Genomic DNA, 23250 nt, shown 5'->3' with positions numbered 1-23250 from the left:
ACAGGGGGTCCGGCCACATGCGTGGCCGATCCCATGCAGGTTATCCGTTCACAGCATGGGATCCCGGCCATGACGCTTGACGACAAGCATGCCCCCAAGCCCGATCCCGATATCGTCGCCGCGGCCGAAATGGCGGGCGGCGATGACGATATCGACGATTCCAAATATGTTTCGGGGCTGCCCGGACCGCTGGGCGCGATCGATGTGGCCATCGCCCGGATCGAGGCGGTGCTGCTGGCAATCGGGGTCCTGCTGATGGCGCTGAACACGATGGCCAATGTCGTCGGTCGCTACCTTCTGGGCCAGAGCATCTTCTTTTCCGAGGAACTGAACCAGGCGCTGATCATCCTGATCACCTTCGCGGGCATTTCCTACGCCGCGCGGCATGGCCGGCATATCCGCATGTCGGCCTTTTTCGACGCCCTGCCGTTCCGGCTGCGCAAGATGATGATGATCCTGATTTCCGCCCTGACGGCGGCGGTTATGCTGCTGCTGGCCTGGTATGCGATGGATTACGTGCTGACGCAGGCCTCGCGCGGGCGGGTGCTGCCGGCGCTGCAGATCCCGCAATGGTGGATCATCGTCTGGGCACCGCTGGGTTTTTTCCTGACCGGCCTGCAATACACGCTGACCACGATCAAGAACATGATCGACCGCGACATCTGGCTGTCCACCAGCACGCTGGAAGGCTATGACGACAGCGTGGAAGAGGAGGTCTGAGCGATGATGACCTGGGCAATCTTCGGCACCATGATCGTCCTTCTGCTGCTGGGCTTTCCGATGATGATCCCGCTGATCGCGGGCTCGCTGATCGGCTTCGTCACGCTGTTCGGCGGCTTTTCGCAGCTGGATACGATGATCCAGCAGATCCTGGGCGGCATCAGGCCCGCCAGCCTGATCGCGGTGCCGATGTTCATCTTCGCCGCCGACATCATGACGCGCGGCCAGTCGGCGAATCGCCTGATCGATCTGGTGATGGCCTTCGTCGGGCATCTCAGGGGCGGGCTTGCGATCTCGACCGCGGGGGCCTGCACCATGTTCGGCGCCGTCTCAGGCTCGACCCAGGCCACCGTCGTGGCGGTCGGCGGACCGCTGCGGCCGCGGATGCTGAAGGCGGGCTACAATGACAGCTTCGTCCTTGCGCTGATCGTGAATTCCTCGGACATCGCCTTTCTGATCCCGCCCTCGATCGGGATGATCATCTACGGCGTCGTCTCGGGCACCTCGATTTCGGAATTGTTCATCGCGGGCATCGGGCCGGGGCTGCTGATCCTGCTGATGTTCTCGGTCTACAGCTACATCTACGCGGTGCGGAACGACGTGCCCACACTGCCCAAGTCGAGTTGGGGCGAACGCGGGCAGGCCGTGTTGCGCGCGCTCTGGCCGCTGGGCTTTCCGGCGATCATCATCGGCGGCATCTATGGCGGCATCTTCTCGCCGACCGAGGCTGCCGCCGCCTGCGTTCTCTACGCGCTGTTTCTGGAAATGATCGTCTTTCGCGAACTGAGCGTGAAGCAACTTTACGCCACCGCGAAATCGACCGGGCTGATCACGGCGGTGGTGTTCATCCTGGTGGGCGCCGGCGCGGCCTTCAGCTATGTCATCAGTTTCGCGCAGATCCCGCAGCAAGTCCTGGAAAGTATCGGCATCAACGAGATGGGCGCATACGGCGTGCTGTTCACCATCTCGATCGCCTTCTTCATCGGCTGCATGTTCGTCGATCCGATCGTGGTGATCCTGGTCTTCGTGCCGATCTTCGCGCCGGTGGTGCAGTCGGTCGGCCTGGATCCGGTCCTGGTCGGCACGATCATCACCCTTCAGGTGGCGATCGGCAGTGCCACACCGCCTTTCGGCGCCGATATCTTCACCGCCATCGCGGTCTTCAAACGGCCCTATATCGATGTGATCCGGGGCACGCCGCCGTTCATCCTGATGCTGCTGACGGTGGCCGTGCTGCTGATCTTCTTCCCGCAGATCGCGCTGTTCCTGCGCGATCTGGCCTTCGACAAGTAGAGGCGCGCGATGTTTCGGAAAATCCTCGTCGGCTATGACGGTTCGAACGGGTCGCACCGGGCCCTGACGCAGGCGGTCGAGATGGCCAAGCTGTGCGATGCACAACTGATCATCCTGACCGTCTATCGGCATCACTCGATGCTGGAAGCCTCGCTGTCGATGGTGCGCGGCTCGCTGGAGCCGGGCGGCAACCTGGACGAGGCCATGCGATCGACCGCGCGCAACGCGGCCGATTATGCGAAAAGTCATGCCCGGGATGCCGGCGTGGTGCAGGTCAGCGCCTTCATCAAGGCCGGCCCTCCGGCGCGCACGCTGATTTCGGTCGCGCATGAAAAGGGCTGCGATCTGATCGTGGTCGGATCGCGCGGGCTGGGCGCCACCGAGAATTACCTGCTGGGATCGGTCAGTCACAAGGTCACCGGCCTTGCCGCCTGTCCGGTGCTGGTCGTCTGAAGGGACAAACGGAAGATGTGGCGCGACGACGTGAACCGCTTCGGCCTGATCGCGCTGGCGACGGACCTGACCATCGAGGGCGACGCGCAGCGGCTGCTGCCGCCGGGCTGCCGGCTGCATGTCACCCGGATCGCCTTTGACAATCCCACCACCGCCGAAAACCTGAAGAAGACCGGCCCGCATCTGAAAGCGGCCTCGGACCTTCTGGTGCCGGGGGTCGCGCTGAAGGGCATCGCCTTCGGCTGCACCTCGGCCTCGGCGGTGCTGGGCGATGGCGTGCAGCAGGCCATCGGTTCGCGCGCGCCGGTCAGCACCCCGGTCGCGGCGGCGCTGCGCGGATTCGCGGCTCTGGGCGTCACCCGGATCGCCCTGATGACCCCCTATCTGCGCGAGACCACCGATCTGGTCGGCGATCATTTTCAGGCCAACGGCCTTGACGTGGTGTCGCGCCGGTCGATGGGACATGCCGATGACCGCGACATGGCCTTGCTGTCGGCCGACGAGATCGTCGAATTCGCGCAGGCATCGGATCATCCGCAGGCAGAGGCGCTGTTCATGTCCTGCACCGCGCTGCCGGCGGTTTCGGTGATCGAGCGGCTGGAAGAGACGATCGGCAAGCCGGTGCTCAGTTCGAACCTGGCCCTGTTCTGGTCGATGCTGGACATCGCCCGCATCCCGGCCCAGGGAACGGGGCGATTGTTTCAGGTGCGGACATGGTGACGCTGGACGATATCCTGGCGGCCGCGGAACGCATCCGCGACATGGTGCGTGTGACGCCCGTCAAGGCTGCGCCCGGCCTGTCGCGGCTGGCCGGGGGGCCGGTCTGGCTGAAATGCGAACACCGGCAGGAAACCGGCGCGTTCAAGCTGCGCGGGGCGTCGAATGCGGCGGCGCGGCTGGGCGAGGTGGCAGGGGTGACGACCGCCTCGACCGGCAATCACGGCCGCGCACTGGCCCATGCGGCCCGTCAGCTTGGCCTGCCGGCGGTGATCTGCGTCTCGCGACTGGTGCCGCAGAACAAGCTGGACGCGATCCGGGCCCTTGACGCCGAGGCCCGTGTGATCGGGGCCTCGCAGGACGAGGCCTTCGACGAAGCGCGGCGGTTGCAGCGCGAGGAAGGCTTTGCGCTGATCCCGCCCTTCGATCATCCCGATGTCATCGCCGGGCAGGGGACACTGGGACTGGAAATCCTGGACCAGATCCCCGATGCCGCGGCCATCGCGGTGCCGCTGTCGGGCGGCGGATTGCTGGCCGGTGTGGCGCTGGCGGCCAAGGCCCGTCGGCCTGCCATCCGCATCATCGGGATCAGCATGGAACGCGGCGCGGCCATGGCGGCCAGCCTGAAGGCCGGCCATCCGGTCGCGGTTCCCGAACAGCAGACGCTGGCCGACAGTCTGGGCGGCGGAATCGGGCTGAAGAATCGCCTGACCTTCGGCCTGTGCCGCGACCTGATGGACGACCTGATCCTGCTGACCGAGGATGAAATCGCCGCCGGCATCCGCCACCTGTCGGTCGAGGAGGACGAGATGGTCGAGGGCGCGGCGGCGGTCGGCGCGGCGGCGATCCTTGCCGGCAGGCTGCGGGCCGTGGATGGCCCGCTGGTGTTGATCCTGTCCGGCCAGAACATAGACCCGGCCCGCCACGCGGCCATCGTCAGGGGCGCGGCATGTCCGACATCCTGATCCTGCACGAAGACCTTTTGCGCGAAAGGGTGCGTCTTGACGACGCTGTCCTGGACCTGATCGAAAACGCCTTTGCCGCCTTGGCGGGCGGCGGGGTGCAGATGCCGCCGATCCTGTCGATGCACATGCCCGATGTGAACGGCGAGGTCGATGTCAAGACCGCCTATGTGCCGGGCCTGCCGGGTTTTGCCGTCAAGATCTCGCCCGGCTTCTTCGACAATCCTGCGAAGGGCTTGCCCTCGACCTCGGGGCTGATGGTGGTGCTGTCCACCGAAACCGGCCGGGTTTGCGCGGTGCTGCTGGATAACGGCTATCTGACCGATGTTCGCACGGCGGCGGCCGGGGGCGTGGCGGCGCGGCATCTGGCACGCCCGGATGCCAGCCGGGCCGCGATCTTCGGCGCGGGGTTGCAGGCCCGGATGCAGTTGCAGGCGCTTTGCCTTGTCCGCCCGATCCGCGAGGCGGTGATCTGGGCACGCGATCCCGCCCGGGCCGAGGCGCTGGCCCGCGACCTGGCCCGCGACGGGTTGCGGGTCCGGGCCCAGCCCGACGCCGCGACCGCGGCGGGCTTTGGCGATGTGATCGTGACCACGACGCCCGCCACACAGCCGATCCTGCGGGCCGAATGGCTGCGCCCCGGCCAGCATGTGACCGCGATGGGCAGCGATCAGGCCGGCAAGAACGAACTGGATCCGCTGTGCCTTGATCGCGCCGATCTCTACGTCGCCGATCGCGTCGGCCAGACGCGGCTGATGGGCGAATTGCGCGCCGCGCTTGGCGCGGGGGTGATCGCCGAGGATGCCGCGATCCCCGAACTGGGCGACATCATTTCCGGCCGCCATCCCGGCCGAACCTCACCCGACCAGATCACCATCGCGGATCTGACGGGCACCGGCGTGCAGGACACCGCCATTGCCACCCACGCGCTTGCCGCGTTTTCGAAAGACCAGCCGAATGCCTGAACTGCAAAGGACCCCCTACCGCTTTTCGACCGAGGAATACGAACAGCGGCTGCGAAAGACACGTTCCAGCATGGAAAAGCTGGGCCTCGATCTGCTGATCGTGTCGGACCCGTCCAACATGGCCTGGCTGACCGGCTATGACGGCTGGTCCTTCTATGTGCATCAATGCGTGATCGTCGGGCCCGACGGGCCGCCGATCTGGTTCGGGCGCGGGCAGGATGCGCAGGGCGCATTGCGCACGGTCTGGATGCCGGACGACTATATCATCGGCTACCCGGATTATTATGTGCAGTCCGTCGAACGCCACCCGATGGACTACCTGTGGGCCAGCCTTGCCACCCGCAATTGGCATCGCGGCTTCATCGGCGTCGAGATGGACAATTACTGGTATTCCGCCAAGGCGCATGAACGGCTGGTCCACGGACTTCCCGAGGCGCAGATTCTTGACGCCACCGGGCTGGTGAACTGGCAGCGCGCCATCAAGACGCCCAAGGAACTGGAATACATGCGCAAGGCCGCCCGCATCGTCGAGCGGATGCACCGCCGCATCGCCGACAAGGTCGAGGTCGGTCAGCGCAAGTGCGATCTGGTCGCCGAGATCTATGACGCCGGCCTGCGCTTTGACGAATGGTCCCAGCATGGCGGCGATTATCCGGCGATCGTGCCGCTGCTGCCCTCGGGGCCGGATGCCTCGGCGCCGCATCTGACCTGGGACGACCAGCCGATGAAGCAGGACGAGGGCACGTTCTTCGAAATCGCGGGCTGCTATCAGCGCTATCATGTGCCGCTGTCGCGCACGATCTTCCTGGGCAAGCCGCCGCAGGACATGCTGGAGGCCGAAAAGGCGGTGCTGGAAGGGATGGAGGCGGGGCTTGGCGCCGCCCGCGCCGGCAATACCTGCGAGGATGTCGCCAATGCCTTCTTCACGGTCCTGGACCGCCACGGCATCGTCAAGGACAACCGCACCGGCTATCCGATCGGGCTGTCCTATCCGCCCGACTGGGGCGAGCGCACCATGTCGCTGCGCCGCGGCGACCAGACCGAATTGAAACCGGGCATGACCTTCCATTTCATGACCGGCTTGTGGATGGAGGGCTGGGGTTACGAGACCACCGAATCCATCGTCATCACCGAACGCGAGCCGGAACTGTTCTGCAACATCCCGCGCCGGATGCTGGTGAAGTCATGACCGCGAACCCGATCGTGCCCACCATCCCGCTGGACCGGCCGGGCAAGCATCACGGCTTTCTGCGACTGCCCTATTCGCGCAACGACAGCGCATGGGGCAGCGTGATGATCCCGATCACCGTGATCGCGGGCGGCGCGGGGCCGACCGCGCTGCTGACCGGCGGCAATCACGGCGACGAATACGAGGGCCCCATCGCCCTGCAGGCCCTGGCCTGGGAGATCGCGCCAGAGGATGTCACCGGGCGCGTCATCATCGTGCCCTACCTGAATTATCCGGCCTTCCGCGCCGGAACCCGGGTCAGCCCGATCGACCAGATCAACATGAACCGCTGTTTTCCGGGTCGTCCCGATGGCAGCGTCAGCCAGAAGATCGCGCATTATTTCGACAGCGTTCTGGTGCCCATGGCCGACATCGTGCTGGATTACCATTCGGGCGGCAAGACGCTGGATTTCCTGCCCTATGCGGCGGCGCATTATCTGGAGGACAAGGACCAGCAGGCGAAATGCGTGGCGGCGATGCAGGCTTTCGGCGCGCCCTATTCGATGATGATGCTGGAAATCGACGCGGTGGGGATGCTTGACACGGCCGCCGAAAGTCAGGGCAAGGTCTTCGTCACCACCGAACTGGGCGGCGGCGGCACGGCCACGGCGGCCTCGGCCGCCATCGCCATCCGGGGCGGGCGCAACCTGCTGCGCCATGCGGGCATTCTCGCCGGGCCGGTCGAGGCAGCGGACGACAACGTGATGCTGGACATGCCGGGCGATGATTGCTTTCACTTTGCCACGCGCGACGGCTTGCTGCATCCGCTGGCCGATCTGGGCGATGCGGTCAGGGCCGGCCAGCCGATTGCCCGGATCTGGCCCGCCGACCGGACCGGGATCGAGCCGGTTTCGGTCACGGCAAACCGCGACGGCATCATCGCGGCGCGGCATTTTCCGGGCCTCGTGCAGACCGGGGATTGCCTCGCGGTGATCGCGGTCCGCTGACCTGACGAAGCGCAGGGACCGGGCCGCGTCGCTGGTGCAAGGCGGTGTCGCGCCCTCGCCGATTGTCCGCCGGGGCTTGGCGGCGCGCCGACCTCATGCTATCGCGATTCTCGTTCTCAGGGCGGGGTGCAATTCCCCACCGGCGGTGACAGCCCGCGAGCGCCTTCCTGTCGGAAGGGTCAGCAGATCCGGTGAAATTCCGGGGCCGACGGTATAGTCCGGATGGAAGAGAACCGAGGCCGCCCTTGCCTGGGGCGGTCAAGGATCGAAGCTCTGGGGCCTGTGCTGTTGCAAAACGGAAGGTTCCGAAAGATGACCAAGACCAATCCCCGCATCGCCTTCATCAAGGCCCGCTGGCACGCCGAGATCGTGGACCGTGCCCATGACGGTTTTCTGGCCGAGGCAGCCACGCTGTTTCCCGGCGCGCGGATCGACGCCTTCGACGTTCCCGGCGCCTTCGAGATGCCGCGTCTGGCCAAGAAACTGGCCCGGACCGGGCGCTATGATGCCGTCGTGGCCGCCGCCCTTGTCGTCGATGGCGGCATCTATCGTCACGATTTCGTCGCCGGCGCGGTGGTGACCGGGTTGATGAATGTCGGGCTGGAAACCGGCATTCCCTGCTTTTCGGTCTCGCTGACGCCGCATCATTATCAGGAAACCGCCGCGCACAGGGCGTTCTTCCGCGATCACTTCGTCCGCAAGGGCGCCGAGGCAGCCCAGGCGGTGCAGCAGGTTCTGGCGCTGGAGGCGGATCTTGCCGCCTCGGATCACTCTGACGCCGCCTGATCCATCCGCAGGCGGTGCCGCCCGGTCAGCATCGCCCGCGTATCCGCGATTTCCTGCCGGCGGCGGGTATCGTCCCAGTCCAGTGCCCGCGCGCAAAGGCCGGCGATGCGGTCCAGATCGCGGCCCGTCAACCGCCCCGTGACCGCAATCGCGGTGCGCCGCATGACAAGATCCGCCAGATGCCGCACCCGTTCATGTCGGATCAGCCAGTCCAGTTCGGCCAGCGAATAGGCGGCATCCGCCAGCATCGCGGGCGCCGGGCCCTCGGCCGCCAGGATCGGCCCGGCGGTGGTGCCATAGCGGTCCAGCAGGTCTCGCGCCCGGTCGGGGGCACAGCCTGTCCGCGCGGCCACGGCGTTGGCCCAAACCTCCGGATCGGCCGGAAAATCGCGGCCGCCGCCGATGGCCAGCGACGCCGTGCCGATGCGCCGGGACATCGAAAGCCGCGCCAGAACCTCGTCCGCGACCTCTTCGGCAAAGCCCCGGAAGGTCGTCCACTTGCCGCCGACCAGCGACAGGATGGGCCAGACGCGCGGTCCCTGCGGCTCGGCCACGGGGGCCGAGTGGTCGCGGCTGATCAGGCCCGGCATGGCCGCATCGCTGGCGGGCAGGGGGCGGATGCCGGAATAGGCATAGACGATCTGTTCGCGGCCAAAGCGCAGCCCCGGCAGCAGCCCGCGCAGGGCCCCCAGCAGATAATCGACCTCGGCCTCGTCGCAGGCGACCGTGTCGGGATCGTCGGCGCGCAGGTCGGTCGATCCGACCAGCGCCCTGCCGAGATAGTCGAAGACCAGGCAGATGCGGCCGTCATCGGCCTCGAAATACAGCATCCGTCCGTTCAGCGCCGCCAGCAGGTCGGGATGATCCAGCAGGAGATGCGATCCTCTGGTGCCGCCGATCAGCCGCGATGGCGCGCCAAGCGCCGCATTCACCCGGTCGATCCAGGGTCCGGCCGCATTGACCACGATCCGCGGCCGCAGCGCAAGTGTGCCGTCCGGGCCGGTCAGCCGAATCGTGGTTCCATCCGTATCCTGCAATGTCGTGTAATTCAGCGCCCGGGCGGCAGGATTGACGCGGATCCCGTCGGCCAGCAATTCCCAGACCAGCCTTTCGGGTTGCGTCACCATCGCGTCGTAATAGCGGCCGGCGGCGGCGATGCGCGGTGTCAGCGGCGGGATTTCGCGCAGGGCGCGCGCCCGCGACCACAGCTGATGGCGCGGCATGACGCGGGCCCGCCGGCCATAGAGATCATAGATCGCCAGCCCGATCTTGATCAGCACCGCGCCCCGGCCGCGCGGCGCCGTGGTCGAACCCAGCAGCGTCCGCAGCGCCGGCCCGATGCCCCTGAGCCACGAGAAGATGGGGATCACCGTCGGCAGCGGCCGCACCAGATGCGGCGCATTGCGCAAAAGCAGGTTCCGTTCATAGGTGGATTGCGCCACAAGCCGCAATTCGCCGGTCTCCAGATACTTGATCCCGCCATGGATCAGCCGCGACGGCGCCGCCGAGGTGCCGCCGCCGAAATCGCCCTTGTCGGCGATCACGCAGCTTGCGCCCTGTTCGCACAGATCGCGAAACAGGCCCGCCCCGTTGATTCCCGCGCCCAGGATCAGCACATCGATGTCGTGCGGATCTGTCATTCGCCCAGGGCCTCGATACTGGGCCAGACTGGTTCCATCGCCCGCCCGATCTCGCGAAAGACGGCATAGCGGCGGTCAAGATCGGCGCTGCGGGTGGCATCGGGGGTGAAATTCCGGGTCAGGGCGCCCGGATCGCGCGGATCGTGGCGCGGGCTTTCGAACAGGCCCGCCGCCGATCCCGCACACAGGGCCGCGCCCCAGGCGGCGGCCTCTTCGGTGTCGCTTGTGCTGACGGGCATGGCCAGGGTATCGGCGAAAAGCTGGGCAAAAACAGGGCTGCGCGAGATGCCCCCGGTCAGCCGCGCCCGGTCGATGGCAAAGCCTTCGCGCAGGGCATCGACATGGACGCGGTGATTGAAGGTGATCCCCTCGATCACGGCGCGCAGCATGTCGCCGCGATCCTGCCATCCGCGCAGGCCGAAAAAGCCGGCGCTGGCCATCGCGCCCTGCGGTGCGCCGAACAGGTAGGGGTGAAAGATGGCGGTCGAGGGGCGGGCCATCGCGGCCTCGATCTGGGGAATGATCCGGGCGTGCAGATCCGGGCCGCCAGCGGCACGTTCGGCGGCGCAGAATGTATCGAGGAACCAGTCGTAATTGCTGGCGGAGGCAGGAGAAATCGCCATCGCATTCCATTCGCCCGGCGCGATGCCGTTGCGGCAGAACCAGCCCGGGCCGGTCCGAGCCGCGCGCGAGACGGTTTCGTTGATGGAATAGGTTCCGGCGACGATGGCCGCGACACCCTCGGCATAGCCACCCGCACCCAGCGAGGATGCCGTCACATCATGCAGTCCGGCCGCGACCGGCGTGCCGGCGACCAGGCCGGTCAGGGCGGCGGCCTGGGGCGTGACATGGCCTGCGACGGCATCGGGGGCCAGGATCGGGGGCAGGGCATGGGACAATGCCTCGAGCCCGAAGATCGGCAGGATGTCATCGGCATAATCCTGTGTCGCGACATCGGTAAAGGCGGTGCTGGCCTCGGTCAGGTCGGTGGCGATGCCGCCGGTCAGGCAGAACCGCAGCCAGTCCTTGCAGGCCAGCACATGCCCGATCCTTGCGAAGCGGTCGGGTTCGTTGGCGCGCAGCCAGGCCAACAGTGCCGAAGGCGCCGAGGCATGAGGTCGCTGGCCGGTCCGTTCCAGGGCAAGAGCGGCGGTGCCGTCGGCCTGCCACCGCGCCGCGATTTCGCCCGCGCGGCTGTCCAAAGACAGGATGCCCGGCGCCAGCGGCCGGCCCTCGCCATCCAGCAGGTAGAGGCCATCGCCGTGGGCGGTCGCGGCAATGCAGGCAATATCCGAGGCCGGGCGGGGGCAGGCCGACAGGGCGTCGGCGATCGCCTCGGCTGTATGGGTCCACAAACCGGTCATGTCGCGCTGCACGTGGCGCGGCCGTGGCAGGGATTGCGGCACCCGGCGCCGGGCCATCGAGACCACGCGGCCTGCCGTATCGAAGATCACCGCCTTGGTGACGGTCAGGCCATTGTCGATGCCAAGCAGAAGCGACATTGGGATCACGGGCGCCGCGGAAATTCGGGGCTGGGGCGCGCGGTGGCGTCGTCGCGCGCCCCAGCCTTGCGGCTTTACTGTTCCAGCACGAAGGGGCCGGTATACTTGTCGACGTTGTCCTTGGTGATCAGCAGGCAGTCGAAAAGCTGCTTTTCGCTGTCCACCCCGGTCGAACCGTTCTTGATGAAATTGTCGGCCTGCCTGACGGCCTCGGCCGAGAACACCGCGACGGGCTGCAACACGGTATACTGCATCTCGCCGGCCTTGACCGCCTCGACCGCGTCGGGCGAGCCGTCAAAGCCGCCGACCTTGACCTGATCCAGCTTGCCGGCCTCTTTCAGCGCCGCGATCGCGCCAAGCGCCATCTCGTCATTGCCCGAGATCACGCCGATGATGTCGGGGTTGGCCTGCAGCAGAGACTGGGTTTTCTGATAGCCCTGCGTGCGGTCCCAGTTGGCAACCTCGCGGCCGACCTTTTCCAGATCCGGATACTGGCTCAGCACCGTCTCGTACCCGTTCGAGCGGGTCTGGGCATTGTTGTCGGCCGGGTTGCCGAACAATTCGACATATTGACCGGTATCGCCCACCGCCTCGACCCAGGCCTGCGCGCCAAGCGCGGCACCCTGGGCATTGTTCGACACAAGCTGGGCCTTGGCCAGGCCTTCCTGGTTGATCTCGGCATTGACCAGGATCACCGGGATGCCGGCATCGACGGCCTTCTTGACCGCGCCGATGGATCCGTCCGCATTGGCCGGGTCAAGGATGATCGCCTCGGACTTGTTGGTGATCGCCGTGTCGATCAGGGTGCTTTCGGTATTGGTATCGCCCTTGTGGGCGGCGACATTGGCGGTATAGCCCAGTTCCTCGGCGGTTTTGCGGGCGACCTCGCCCTCGGTGAACCAGTAGGGGTTTGCCGGGTCGTTCACGATGATGGTTATCAGCCCCTCGGCATTCGCGGCCCCGGCCATCAGCGGCGCGGCGGCCACGGCGGCCAGAAGCAGGCGGCGCGTCATCTTCATCATTGGTCTTCTCTCCCTTGGTTGATGGACCTGCCTTCGCCCTTGTCGCGTCAGGCAGTCTTTCCGCGCGGCCCGGTTTCCTGTTCGACCGCGCGGGGAAGGTTGTCGGACACTCAGCCCTTGCGGCCGCCGCGCCCGTATTGAAGCGAATTCATCAGCACGGCCAGAACGATCACGGCACCGGTAAAGACGGTCTGCCAGTAGGACGAGACGCCGATGATGACCAGGCCATCCGACAGGAACCCGATCACGAAGGCACCCAGCATCGTGCCGCGCATGGTGCCGCGCCCGCCGGTCAGCGCGGCGCCGCCGATGACCACCGCGGCGATGGCGGTCAATTCGTAGGTCGTGCCCGCCGTCGGTCCGGCCGAGGTCAGCTGCGAGGCCAGCACCAGTCCCGCGATCGCCGACAACATCCCCGACAGCGTGTAGACGGTGATCTTGACCAGCCGCGTGGGCACGCCCGACAATTCCGCCGCGCGTTCGTTGCCGCCCGAAGCATAGAGCCAGCGCCCGAAGGACGACCGCGACAGCATCAGCCCGCCCAGGATCGCCAGGACCGCCAGCACGATGACCGAGATCGGCACACCGCCGATGCGGTTGAAACCCAGCCAGTCAAAGCCGGTATTGCCCAGCTCGGCCCGGCCCGACAGGTTGTTGTAGGTCAGCCCGTTGGTCATCAGCAGCGCCACCCCGCGGGCGACATACATCACGCCCAGCGTGGCGACGAAGGCCGGCACCTTGAAGATCGAGACCAGGACGCCGTTGACCGCCCCCACCGCCGCGCCCAGCACGCAGGTCAGCACCACCACGGCCCAGACCGGCGGATACAGGATCACGCCCATCGCGTCGATCTGGATCCCCTGCATCATGGCGCCCGCACTGACCCCCGCCAGCGCCAGGATAGAGCCGACCGAAAGATCGATGCCGCCGTTCAGGATCACCAGCAACATGCCGATGGCAAGGATGCCGTAGATGGCCACGTGGCTGGCCATGATCAGCAGGTTGCCGATCGTCAGATAATTCGGGGACAGGATCGAGAAGACGACGATGATGGCGATCAGCGCAAAGAAGGCGCGGCCTTCCAGCAGCAATCGGCCGATGCTGAAATCGCGCTTCTTGCGGGCGGTGGCGGCGGTGGCTGTGGTGTCCGACATGATTGGGTCTTTCCTCAAGCGCGCTCAGGCGGCCACGGACTCGCCCGAGGCGGCCATGATCTTTTCCTTGGTGACGGTGGAATCGAATTCGGCCGAGATGCGGCCCTTGTGCATGACCACGATCCGGTGCGCGATGGACAGACATTCGCTGACTTCCGAGGTCGAATAGATCACGGCAAGACCCTGCCTGGCCTCTTCCGCAAGAAGGCGGAAGACCTCGGCCTTGGCGCCGATATCGATGCCGCGCGACGGTTCGTCCAGCATGATCACCCTGGGTCTGGTCGCGAGGATCTTGCCGATCACGACCTTCTGCTGATTGCCCCCCGACAGCGATCCGATCGGCGCGGCCGGACCCGAGGTCTTGACCGTCACCTCGCGGATGCTGCTTTCGACCAGGCGCCGCTCGGCGCGGGCCGAGGTGAACAGACCCCTGGTGAAACGCCGGATCGAGGCCAGCGACAGATTTTCGCCCACGCTCATGGTCTGGACCAGTCCGTCGCGCTGGCGATCCTCGGGGACCAGGGCAAGCCCGCGCGCGATGCGTTCGGCGATGGACAGGTGCGAGATTTCCTGCCCCTCCAGCACGATCTCGCCGGCGCTGGCGCGCAGGCGCCCGGCACAGGTTTCAAGCAGCTCCGTGCGACCTGCTCCCATCAGCCCGTAGATGCAGACGATTTCGCCCGCGCGAACATCCAGCGACAGCCGGTCCACCAGATCGAAGCCCCCCGACGGGTCCGGCAGGGTCAGGTTGCGGATCGACAGCGCGGCTTGCCCCATCTGCGTGTCGGGCGGGCTGCCCAGGTCGTAATTGTCGCCGACCATGTTGCGCACGATCCATTCCAGGTCGATCTGCGCGCGCGGCGCCGAGGCGGTCATGGCGCCGTCGCGCAGGACCACGGCGTGATCGGTGATGGTCAGAGCCTCTTCCAGGTGATGCGAGATATAGACGATGCTGACACCCCTCTCGGTCAGGTCGCGCACCACCTTGAACAGCACCTCGACCTCGCTGGCCGACAGCGCGCTGGTCGGTTCGTCCATGATCAGGATGCGGCTGTTGACCGACAGGGCGCGGGCGATCTCGACGATCTGCTGCTGGCCCAGGCGCAATTCCTCGACCGCGGTCAGCGGGTCGATATCCTCCTCCAGTTCCTCCATCAGCCTGCGGGTCTGGCGTTCTTCCTCGGCGAAATCCACGCCGGTCCGGCCCATGATCTCGCGGCCCATGAAGATGTTGTCGCGCACCGACAGGTTCGGCGCCAGCGACAATTCCTGGTGGATGATCGAAATGCCGCGATCCCGCGCCTCGGTCGCGCTGGCGAATGCCGTCGGCTGGCCGTCGAGGATGATGTCGCCGCTGCTGGGCTGGATCACGCCCGACAGGATCTTCATCAGCGTCGACTTGCCGGCGCCGTTCTCGCCGAACAGGGTCGTGACCTGGCCGCGATGGATGTCGAAATTGACGCCCTTCAGCGCATGGACATTGCCATAGGACTTGGCGACGTTGCGGGCGGCCAGAACGACTTCGCGCGCATCGGGTTCGCCTTCGGGGATCCCGCCCCCTGCTGTTCTTGCGCTGTTCATTGCACGCTGACCTCGACCGGCGTGATCAGCCAGTTCTTCGGATTGATCAGCCGGAAGGCGCCGGTGACGGTGATCGTCCTGCCGGTCAGACCGGCGGTGTCGATCGGTTCCAGAACGGCCGTCTTCATCGCGCGATTGATGCCTGCGCCGGCATTCTGATATTCGATCTGGTTCTTGAACTGGCCGAAGGTGATGTCACCGGGCGCGTCGCGCAGATCGGTGCCGTTGATCGCCGGGCCGGTCTGGACGCGGATGGTGATCTCCTCGGGCACATCCTCGGCCTGGATCGTGTAGATGCCGGACTTTCCCTCGGCCACGGCGCCGGTGACGGTGGTGAACATGATTGCCCCGGTCGAGGCCGGAGTGCCGTATTGTTCGGCCGCCGCCGCCTTGTCCTGCAAGACCGCCGGGGCCAGCGTGGCCGCATCCACCGCCTTGCCCTTCACGAATTCGGCGATGCGGGGAAATTCCTGCTGCCCGTAATCGTCTGGCGAGAAGACCTGCGCGCGGACATCGGACTCGGAACCGATGGTCACGATCGTGGTGTCGAAGGCGATGCCCGCCAGAAGGGCGGCGGCCACGCCGAGCCCAAGATACAATCCGCGCCGGGAGGAGGCGGGCGCTTTCGGCGCGGGGGACGAAAAATGCGTCATCGGGCGATCCTCTGGTTGCGGCGGTCGATCCGGGGGCGAATCGAGGTCAGCGCGGTGCACGGAACGGCCGGTTCGCCGCGCCGACGGCACCCGGCTCGAGGATTGCAGGCGCGGTCTGGCCCGTCTTTTCAGAAGCAATTCTCATCGTGCCGGCCTCCTCTCCGGTCCTGCGCCGATGCCGCTGCGCGAACGCGCGGTCATCGTTTCTTCCCCTGGCCCGTCGCATGGCGCAGGACCCCTCGGGATCAATCTAGCCGAAATAAATTGCCGTGTCTGTAAAAAAATACATGCATCCGAAAGAACTCATGCTATACAAGCCCGAAGCAAGGCTGCCGCGCAAGGCATCCGCCGGGAGGGTTGGTATGGATCGCGCCGATATCCTGATCGGCATCGACGCCGGGACATCGGTCATCAAGGCCGTTGCCTTCGACATGGCCGGACACCAGATCGGGGCGTTTTCGGTGCCGAACCGCTATCTGACGGCCAAAGGCGGCGCGGCCACGCAATCCATGGACCGGACATGGCGGGATTGCGCCGCCGCGCTGCGCGGTTTGGGCGAGGCTATCGACGGACTGGCCGGGCGGGTCGCGGCCCTGTCGGTGACCGGTCAGGGCGACGGGACATGGCTTGTCGGGCCTGACGGACCCGTGGGCGATGCCTGGCTGTGGCTGGATGCCCGTGCCGCGCCCACGGTCGCGCGGCTGGCGGCGAGCCCGGCGGATCGTGCCCGGTTCGAGGCCACGGGAACCGGGCTGAACACCTGCCAGCAGGGTGCGCAGATGGCGCATATGGATACACATGCGCCCGACATGCTGGACCGGGCCGAAGTCGCGCTGCATTGCAAGGACTGGCTGTATCTGAACCTGACCGGCCAGCGCGCGACCGATCCGTCCGAGGCCAGCTTCACCTTCGGCAATTTCCGCCATCGCCGCTATGACGACACGGCGATCGCGGCGCTTGGCCTGTCCCATCGCCGGGCCCTGCTGCCCGAAATCGTCGATGGCAGCCAGGCTACGCATCCGCTGACCGGCGACGCCGCGCGCCAGACCGGTTTGCGGGCCGGTACGCCGGTCAGCCTTGGCTATGTGGACATGGTGATGACGGCGCTTGGCGCGGGCGTCTATGGCGGCACGGCCGGCGATGTCGCCTGTTCGACTGTCGGATCGACCGGGGTGCATCTGCGCGCGGTGGCCGCCGGCGACGTCCAGCTGAACCAGCAGGGGACAGGCTATGTCATCTGCCTGCCGATCCCCGGAATCGTGACCCAGGTCCAGACCAACATGGCGGCGACGCTGAACCTGGACTGGGTGCTGGGCATCGCGGCCGGGATCCTGTCCGATCTGGGTCGCCCCGTGACGCACCGCGATCTGGTCGCGCATCTGGACGAATGGCTGGGACAGGCGCGGCCGGGCCAGATCGTCTATCACCCCTATATCTCGGATGCCGGGGAACGCGGTCCCTTCGTCAATGCCGATGCGCGGGCGGGGTTCGTGGGACTTGCCTCAGGTCACCGCTATCCCGACCTGGTCCGGGCCGTCGCCGAGGGGCTGGGGATGGCGATGCGCGATTGCTATGCCGCGATGGGGCCATTGCCGGCCGAACTGCGCCTGACCGGCGGGGCCGCGCGGTCACCCGCCCTGCGCGGTATCCTGTCGGCCGCGCTGGCCGCGCCGGTCCGGGTCTCAGCGCGGGACGAGGCGGGCGCTGCCGGTGCCGCGATGATGGCCGCCGTCGCCATCGGCGCCTATCCCGACATGGAGGCCTGCATCGCCGAATGGGTAACCCCGCTGCTGGGCAAGGCCGAAGCGCCCGATCCGGCGCTGATGGCTGCCTATGACGGCCTGTTTCCCGCCTTCAGCGCCGCGCGGCATGCCCTGCCGCCGGTCTGGGATGCGCTTGCCGCCGCCCGCGCGGCCTTTGCGAAAGGACAGCAGGATGAGCAATGACAGCGAAACAATCGACCTGTTCGTGATCGGCGGCGGCATCAACGGCGCCGGTATCGCCCGCGATGCCGCCGGCCGCGGGCTGAAGGTCGTGCTGTGCGAAAAGGACGATCTGGCCGAGGGAACCTCGTCGCGGTCGGGCAAGCTGGTCCATGGCGGGCTGCGCTATCTGGAATATTACGAATTCCGCCTGGTCCGCGAGGCGCTGATCGAACGCGAGGTGCTGATGCGCGCGGCGCCGCACATCATCTGGCCGATGCGCTTCGTGCTGCCCCACAGCCCGCAGGACCGTCCGGCCTGGCTGGTGCGGCTGGGCCTGTTTCTCTATGATCACCTGGGTGGCCGGCGGAAGTTGCCCGGCACCCGGACGCTGGACCTGCGCCGCGATCCCGAGGGGGCGCCGCTTCTGGACACCTATATCAGGGGTTTCGAATACAGCGACTGCTGGGTGGACGATGCCCGTCTGGTCGTTCTGAACGCCGTTGACGCGGCCGAGAAGGGGGCGAGGGTGCTGACCCGCAGCCCCTGCATCTCGGCCCGGCGCGAGAACGGGATCTGGGTCGTCCGGACGAAATCCGAGGCGACGGGCGAGGTGCGCAGCTTTCGCGCCCGCTGCCTGGTCAATTGCGCGGGCCCCTGGGTCAGCGACATCATCACCCGCGTCGCGGGCGCGAATTCGGCGCGCAACGTGCGGCTGGTCAAGGGCAGCCACATCATCGTTCCGAAATTCTGGCAAGGCGCCAATGCCTATCTGGTGCAGAACCACGACCGACGCGTCATCTTCATCAACCCCTACGAGGGCGACAAGGCACTGATCGGAACGACCGACATCGCCTATGAGGGCCGGCCCGAGGACGTGACCGCGGACCAATCCGAGATCGAATACCTGCTGGCCGCCGTGAACCGCTATTTCAAGGAAAAGCTGCGACCTCAGGACGTGCTGCACAGCTTTTCGGGCGTGCGGCCGCTGTTCGATGACGGGCAGGGCAATCCCTCTGCGGTGACGCGCGATTACGTCTTCGACCTCGACCAGACCGGCGGCGCGCCGCTGATGAACATTTTCGGCGGCAAGATCACCACCTTCCGCGAACTGGCAGAGCGCGGGATGCACAAGCTGAAGGACATTTTTCCGCAGATGGGTCCCGACTGGACCGAGTCCGCACCCTTGCCGGGCGGCGAGATCGCCAACGCCGATTACGAAAGCTTCGTCCAGCTGCTGCGAGAGCTTTACCCCTGGGCGCCGCGGGATCTGCTGCTGCATTACGGCCGCCTCTACGGTGCGCGGACAAGGGACGTGATCGGCGGCGCCTTCGGTCTCGACGATCTGGGCCGGCATTTCGGTGGCCAGTTCTACGAGGCCGAGGCACGCTATCTGGTGGCCAGGGAATGGGCCCGGCGGCCCGAGGACATCCTGCGCCGCCGCACCAAGCATTACCTGCACCTGACCGAGGACCAGCAGCGCGCCTTCGCGGACTGGTTCGACACCGCCGACCTGGCTCGGGCCGCGTAAGGACGGATCATGCCGCTGACCCTGTCGCTGAACACCAATCCGCTGGTCAACCGCTTTGCCGAGCCCGATGACCTGATCGACACCGTGGCGCGCGATCTGCGCATCCGCGATCTGCAACTGACCCACGAATTCATCAACCCTTCATGGCCCGCGCCCGTCATCCGCCGCCTGACGCGGGCGATGGGCGCGGCACTGCAGCGCACGGGTGTCCGGGTCACCAGCGGCATGACCGGACCATACGGGCGGCTCAACCATTTCGGCCATCCCGATCGCGACGTGCGGCGCCATTACGTGGACTGGTTCAAGACCTTCGCCGACATCATCGCCGATCTGGGCGGCAAATCCATCGGCACGCAATTCGCCATCCTCACCTATCGCGACCATGACGATCCGGCGCGCCGCGAGGATCTGATCCGGATCGCCATCGAATGCTGGGCCGAGGTCGCCGAACATGGCAGGGCGGCCGGACTGGATTACATCTTCTGGGAACCGATGAGCGTGGGGCGCGAATTCGGTCACACGATCGCGGAATGCCTGGTCCTGCAGGACCGGCTGTCGGCAGCCGGGATGGCGATCCCGATGTGGATGATGGCCGATATCGATCATGGCGACGTGACCAGCGCCGATCCCCGCGATCATGATCCCTATGCCTGGGCGCGGGCCGTGCCGAAGGTCAGCCCGATCATCCACATCAAGCAATCGCTGATGGACAAGGGCGGCCACCGGCCCTTCACCGCCGATTTCAACGCACGCGGACGAATCCAGCCCGGACCGCTGCTGGCGGCCCTGGCCCGGGGCGGGGCGGTCGACAACGAGATCTGCCTCGAACTCAGCTTCCGGGAACGCGAGCCGAACGACCGCGAGGTCATCCCCCAGATCGCCGAAAGCGTGGCGTTCTGGGCGCCCCATATCGACACCGGGGCCGATACGCTGAATATCTGACGTCCGAACCCGGACAGGAGATGCCGATGACCGCTTTCGCCTTCGCCACCGCCACCGAGATCCTGTTCGGGCGCGGGCAGGCCGATGGCGCCCCCGGCCGGATCGCGGCGATGGGGCGCCGGGTGCTGCTGGTCCATGGCCGCGATGCCGGCCGCAGCGCCGGATTGCGGGCGGGGTTGCGGGCCGAGGGCTGCGCAATCGCCGGTTTTCCCGTCGAAGCCGAGCCCGACATGGCCCTGATCGACGCGGGTGTCGATGCCGGGCGCGGCGTGGATGTCGTGGTGGCGATGGGCGGCGGCGCGGTGATCGATGCCGGCAAGGCGATCGCCGCGCTGATCCCCGCCACCCGGCCGATGCTGGATCATCTGGAGGTCGTGGGCCAGGGCTTGCCGCTGGATCATCCGCCCTTGCCCTTCGTCGCCATGCCGACGACGGCGGGGACGGGCGCCGAGGTGACGCGCAACGCGGTCATCGGCGTGCCCGAGCATCGCCGCAAGGTCAGCCTGCGCGACGCCCGGATGCTGCCCCGCCTTGCGATCGTCGATCCGGGCCTGACGGATGGCTGTCCGCGCGGGGTGACGCTGGCCTCTGGACTCGATGCGATCACGCAGGTGATCGAGCCCTATGTCGGCACCCGCGCCAATCCGCTGACCGACGCGCTGTGCCGCGATGCGATCCCGCGCGGATTGGCCGCGATCCGGCGGCTGATGGAAGACGAGGACGCGGCCGCGCGCGACGAGATGGCCTGGGTCAGCCTGTGTGGCGGGCTGGCGCTGGCCAATGCGGGGCTGGGCGCGGTCCACGGACTGGCCGGGCCGCTGGGCGGGCTGACCGGCGCCGGCCATGGCGCGATCTGCGGCACCCTGCTGCCGCATGTGCTGGTCGCGAACCGGCGCGGCGTGGCCGATCCCGCGCGGCTCGAACAGGTCGGGCAATGGATCGGCGCGGCGTTCGATGCGCCGGATGCGGGTCTGGAACAGGCCGCCGGGATGCTGGCGCGGTGGTCGCGCGCGGCCGGTTTGCCCCGGCTGCACGATCTGGGGATCGACGGCGCGGCGCAGCGGGCAGCGGCCGAGGCTGCCGCGTCGTCATCCTCGATGAAGGCCAATCCGGCCGCGCTGTCGCCCGCCGATCTGCGCGCGGTGATGGCGGAGGCGAACTGATGGCGCGGGGAACGGGGATCGACCCGGAACAAAGCCTGGCAATCCGCGCGGCCTGGCTGCACTACGCGGGCGGCCTGACGCAGGCGGCGGTGGCCAAGCGGCTGGGTGTGCCCTCGGTCAAGGCGCATCGGCTGATCGCGCGGGCGGTCGCCGAAGGCGTGGTCAAGGTCTCGATCGACGGCGAGATCGTGGAATGCGCGATCCTGGAAGACCGGCTCTGCAAGGGCTACGATCTGGACTACTGCGAGGTCGCGCCGGATCTGGGCGAGGAGGGAATGCCGCTGCGCGCCCTGGCGCTGGCCGGGGCCGGGTTCCTGCGGCGCGAGATCGAGGCCGGCCGGCATCCCGTGATCGGACTGGGCCACGGCCGCACGCTGGCCGCTGCGGTGCATCAGCTGCCGCGCTTCGAGGCGCGGGACGCGCGCTTCGTGTCGCTGCTGGGCGGCCTGACCCGGAACTACGCGGCCAATCCCCATGACGTGATGCACAGCCTGGCCGAAAAGACCGGCGCGCAGGCCTTCGTGCTGCCGGTGCCCTTCTTCGCCAATTCCGAACAGGACCGGGCGGTGCTGCTGGCCCAGCCCGGCGTGCGCGAAATCTTCGACCTGTCGCACAGCGCGACGCTGAAATTCGTCGGCATGGGCACGGCGGATTCGGGCGCGCAACTGGTCGCTTCGGGCATGATCGAGCCGCGCGAGATCGAGGAGATCCGGGCGGCGGGCGGGGTGGGCGAAATGATGGGCCATTTCTTCGATGCCGACGGGCGGGTGCTGGAAACCGGGCTGAGCGCGCGAACCCTGTCGGTCGATCTGGACGGGCCGGAAGGCAGCCGGATCGTGGTGATCGCGGGCGGGGACGAAAAGATCGCCGGACTGCGCGCGGTGCTGAAAAGCGGTTGTGCCGATGGCCTGATCACCGACGAGGCGACGGCGCGCGCCCTTGCCGGCTGAGCCGTTGGGGGAAGCGGGCCGGGCAAGGCCCGTCCCGGTCGCTGCCGCTGGGCCGTTGCGGCCGGGACCTGGCAACGCGATGCGCGAAATAACATAAAAATAACACAAAATAACATAAATTATTGTTGATAAGTCCAGGCAAGATGTTAAAAAATGGCGAGGCCGACAGGGGGCGGCGAACCGGAGGCAAGGATGAAGCGCGAGGAACGCAGGCAGGCGATCATGGATCTGCTGATCGCGGCAAGGGCGGTCGATCTGGACGATCTGGCCGGTCGTTTTGCGGTTTCGAAGATGACCATCCATCGCGATCTGGACGATCTGGAACAGACCGGACTGCTGCGGAAGGTGCGCGGCGGCGCCACCGTCGAGGCCGGCATCCAGTTCGAAAGCGATTTCCGGATCCGCGCCTTGCAGGATGCCGGCGCCAAGGCGCGCATGGCCGCAGCGGCGCTGCATCTGGTCGAGCCGGGGATGAGTGTCATGGTCAATGACGGCTCGATGGCGGCGCTGCTGGGCACGAGGCTGGTCGAAAGGGCGCCGCTGACGATCATCACCAACAATGCCGCCGTGATCGAGACGCTGAAAGACGCGCCGCGGATCACGCTGATCGCGCTTGGCGGCGCGTTCGACGCCAAGTTCAACGGCTTTTTCGGCGTGGTGACGGAACAGGCCCTGTCGCGGCTGCGCGCCGATCTGGCCTTCATCTCGACCCCGGCGGTGTCGGGCCTGCGGGCGTTTCACATGAGCGATGCGGTCGTCGGCGCCAAGCGGGCGATGATGGACGCGGCGCAGCGCAGGGTCCTGTTGGTCAACCATGCACGGTTCGGCCGTTCCGCCCTGCACGAACTGGCCGGTCTGGCCGAATTCGATGCCATCATCACCGACGCGCCCCCCGCGCCCGAGGATCGCGCCGCGATCGACCGGGCCGGGCTGACGCTGACCATCGCGGAGGATTGAGCGGATGACAATCTGGATCGGCACAAGCTGGAAGATGAACAAGACCCTGGCCGAAGCAGGCGCCTTCGCCCGCAGACTGGCCGAGGCTGACGCCGATCACGACCCGCGGATCCAGCGTTTCGTGATCCCGCCCTTCACCGCCTGCCGGCAGGTCAAGGCGGC

Annotated in this window: 22 protein-coding genes and 1 riboswitch; of the genes, 16 read left to right on the top strand and 6 right to left on the bottom strand. The window is 66.9% G+C overall.

Annotation, left to right across the window (positions count from 1 at the left end):
• Positions 1-129: 129 nt before the first annotated feature.
• The 9 genes from B4A72_RS11465 to B4A72_RS11425 all read left to right on the top strand — a co-directional run bounded on the left by B4A72_RS11465 (position 130) and on the right by B4A72_RS11425 (position 8071).
• Positions 130-720 carry a TRAP transporter small permease gene (locus tag B4A72_RS11465; protein WP_292955603.1) on the top strand — a complete coding sequence of 197 codons (591 nt, stop codon included), beginning with the start codon at positions 130-132 and terminating at the stop codon, positions 718-720.
• 6 nt (positions 721-726) lie between these two features.
• Positions 727-2013: a TRAP transporter large permease gene (locus B4A72_RS11460; RefSeq protein ID WP_292955606.1), complete on the top strand. Its 1287-nt coding sequence runs from the start codon at positions 727-729 to the stop codon at positions 2011-2013.
• Positions 2014-2022: 9 nt separating this feature from the next.
• Positions 2023-2466: a universal stress protein gene (locus B4A72_RS11455; RefSeq protein ID WP_292955185.1), complete on the top strand. Its 444-nt coding sequence runs from the start codon at positions 2023-2025 to the stop codon at positions 2464-2466.
• A gap of 15 nt (positions 2467-2481) precedes the next feature.
• Positions 2482-3186, top strand: a complete 705-nt coding sequence (locus B4A72_RS11450) for a maleate cis-trans isomerase family protein (RefSeq protein ID WP_292955188.1) — start codon at positions 2482-2484, stop codon at positions 3184-3186.
• On the top strand, positions 3180-4148 hold the full coding sequence (gene eutB / locus B4A72_RS11445) for a hydroxyectoine utilization dehydratase EutB (protein ID WP_292978620.1): 969 nt from the start codon (positions 3180-3182) through the stop codon (positions 4146-4148). Before B4A72_RS11450 ends, eutB begins: the two co-directional genes overlap by 7 nt.
• Entirely contained in the window at positions 4133-5110 is a 978-nt protein-coding gene (locus B4A72_RS11440) for a cyclodeaminase (protein WP_292955194.1), read from the top strand. The genes eutB and B4A72_RS11440 overlap by 16 nt, the downstream gene beginning before the upstream one ends.
• Positions 5103-6299 carry an ectoine hydrolase DoeA gene (doeA, locus tag B4A72_RS11435; protein ID WP_292955197.1) on the top strand — a complete coding sequence of 399 codons (1197 nt, stop codon included), beginning with the start codon at positions 5103-5105 and terminating at the stop codon, positions 6297-6299. The genes B4A72_RS11440 and doeA overlap by 8 nt, the downstream gene beginning before the upstream one ends.
• Positions 6296-7285, top strand: coding sequence for a N(2)-acetyl-L-2,4-diaminobutanoate deacetylase DoeB (gene doeB, locus B4A72_RS11430; RefSeq protein WP_292955200.1), 990 nt, complete (start codon positions 6296-6298; stop codon positions 7283-7285). The genes doeA and doeB overlap by 4 nt, the downstream gene beginning before the upstream one ends.
• A gap of 108 nt (positions 7286-7393) precedes the next feature.
• Positions 7394-7523: riboswitch (FMN riboswitch) on the top strand.
• A 74-nt stretch (positions 7524-7597) separates the two neighbouring features.
• Positions 7598-8071: a 6,7-dimethyl-8-ribityllumazine synthase gene (locus B4A72_RS11425; protein WP_292955203.1), complete on the top strand. Its 474-nt coding sequence runs from the start codon at positions 7598-7600 to the stop codon at positions 8069-8071.
• Here B4A72_RS11425 and B4A72_RS11420 read toward each other — a convergent pair.
• The 6 genes from B4A72_RS11420 to B4A72_RS11395 form a co-directional block, all read right to left on the bottom strand.
• Positions 8053-9711, bottom strand: coding sequence for a glycerol-3-phosphate dehydrogenase/oxidase (locus tag B4A72_RS11420; RefSeq protein ID WP_292955205.1), 1659 nt, complete (start codon positions 9709-9711; stop codon positions 8053-8055). The genes B4A72_RS11425 and B4A72_RS11420 overlap by 19 nt on opposite strands.
• A complete protein-coding gene (locus B4A72_RS11415; RefSeq protein WP_292955207.1) occupies positions 9708-11213 on the bottom strand; it encodes an FGGY-family carbohydrate kinase in 1506 nt (501 codons plus the stop codon). The genes B4A72_RS11420 and B4A72_RS11415 overlap by 4 nt, the downstream gene beginning before the upstream one ends.
• Before the next feature lie 74 nt (positions 11214-11287).
• Entirely contained in the window at positions 11288-12232 is a 945-nt protein-coding gene (locus B4A72_RS11410; protein WP_292955209.1) for a D-ribose ABC transporter substrate-binding protein, read from the bottom strand.
• 113 nt (positions 12233-12345) lie between these two features.
• A complete protein-coding gene (locus tag B4A72_RS11405; RefSeq protein WP_292955212.1) occupies positions 12346-13389 on the bottom strand; it encodes an ABC transporter permease in 1044 nt (347 codons plus the stop codon).
• A gap of 24 nt (positions 13390-13413) precedes the next feature.
• The gene (locus tag B4A72_RS11400; protein WP_292955215.1) at positions 13414-14970 is read right to left on the bottom strand and encodes a sugar ABC transporter ATP-binding protein; all 1557 of its coding nucleotides are present in this window, start codon (positions 14968-14970) and stop codon (positions 13414-13416) included.
• On the bottom strand, positions 14967-15623 hold the full coding sequence (locus B4A72_RS11395) for a DUF2291 family protein (RefSeq protein ID WP_292955218.1): 657 nt from the start codon (positions 15621-15623) through the stop codon (positions 14967-14969). Before B4A72_RS11395 ends, B4A72_RS11400 begins: the two co-directional genes overlap by 4 nt.
• Positions 15624-15985: 362 nt before the next feature.
• Between B4A72_RS11395 and B4A72_RS11390 the strand changes: the two genes are divergently transcribed.
• The 7 genes from B4A72_RS11390 to B4A72_RS11360 all read left to right on the top strand — a co-directional run.
• A complete protein-coding gene (locus B4A72_RS11390; protein ID WP_292978618.1) occupies positions 15986-17569 on the top strand; it encodes an FGGY-family carbohydrate kinase in 1584 nt (527 codons plus the stop codon).
• Positions 17559-19076, top strand: a complete 1518-nt coding sequence (locus B4A72_RS11385) for a glycerol-3-phosphate dehydrogenase (protein WP_292978616.1) — start codon at positions 17559-17561, stop codon at positions 19074-19076. Before B4A72_RS11390 ends, B4A72_RS11385 begins: the two co-directional genes overlap by 11 nt.
• A 9-nt stretch (positions 19077-19085) precedes the next feature.
• Entirely contained in the window at positions 19086-20018 is a 933-nt protein-coding gene (locus B4A72_RS11380) for a sugar phosphate isomerase/epimerase family protein (RefSeq protein ID WP_292955226.1), read from the top strand.
• Between the two features lie 26 nt (positions 20019-20044).
• Positions 20045-21181, top strand: coding sequence for an iron-containing alcohol dehydrogenase (locus B4A72_RS11375; protein WP_292978614.1), 1137 nt, complete (start codon positions 20045-20047; stop codon positions 21179-21181).
• Entirely contained in the window at positions 21181-22131 is a 951-nt protein-coding gene (locus B4A72_RS11370; protein ID WP_292955233.1) for a sugar-binding transcriptional regulator, read from the top strand. The genes B4A72_RS11375 and B4A72_RS11370 overlap by 1 nt, the downstream gene beginning before the upstream one ends.
• A 192-nt stretch (positions 22132-22323) precedes the next feature.
• Positions 22324-23088 carry a DeoR/GlpR family DNA-binding transcription regulator gene (locus B4A72_RS11365; RefSeq protein WP_292955236.1) on the top strand — a complete coding sequence of 255 codons (765 nt, stop codon included), beginning with the start codon at positions 22324-22326 and terminating at the stop codon, positions 23086-23088.
• 4 nt (positions 23089-23092) lie between these two features.
• A partial coding sequence (locus B4A72_RS11360) for a triose-phosphate isomerase (RefSeq protein ID WP_292978650.1) occupies positions 23093-23250 on the top strand: 158 nt, incomplete at its 3' end.

Source organism: Paracoccus sp. UBA5162, from assembly GCF_002413585.1.
Classification (GTDB): Bacteria; Pseudomonadota; Alphaproteobacteria; order Rhodobacterales; family Rhodobacteraceae; genus Paracoccus.
This window is presented reverse-complemented; position numbering and strand designations above follow the sequence as displayed.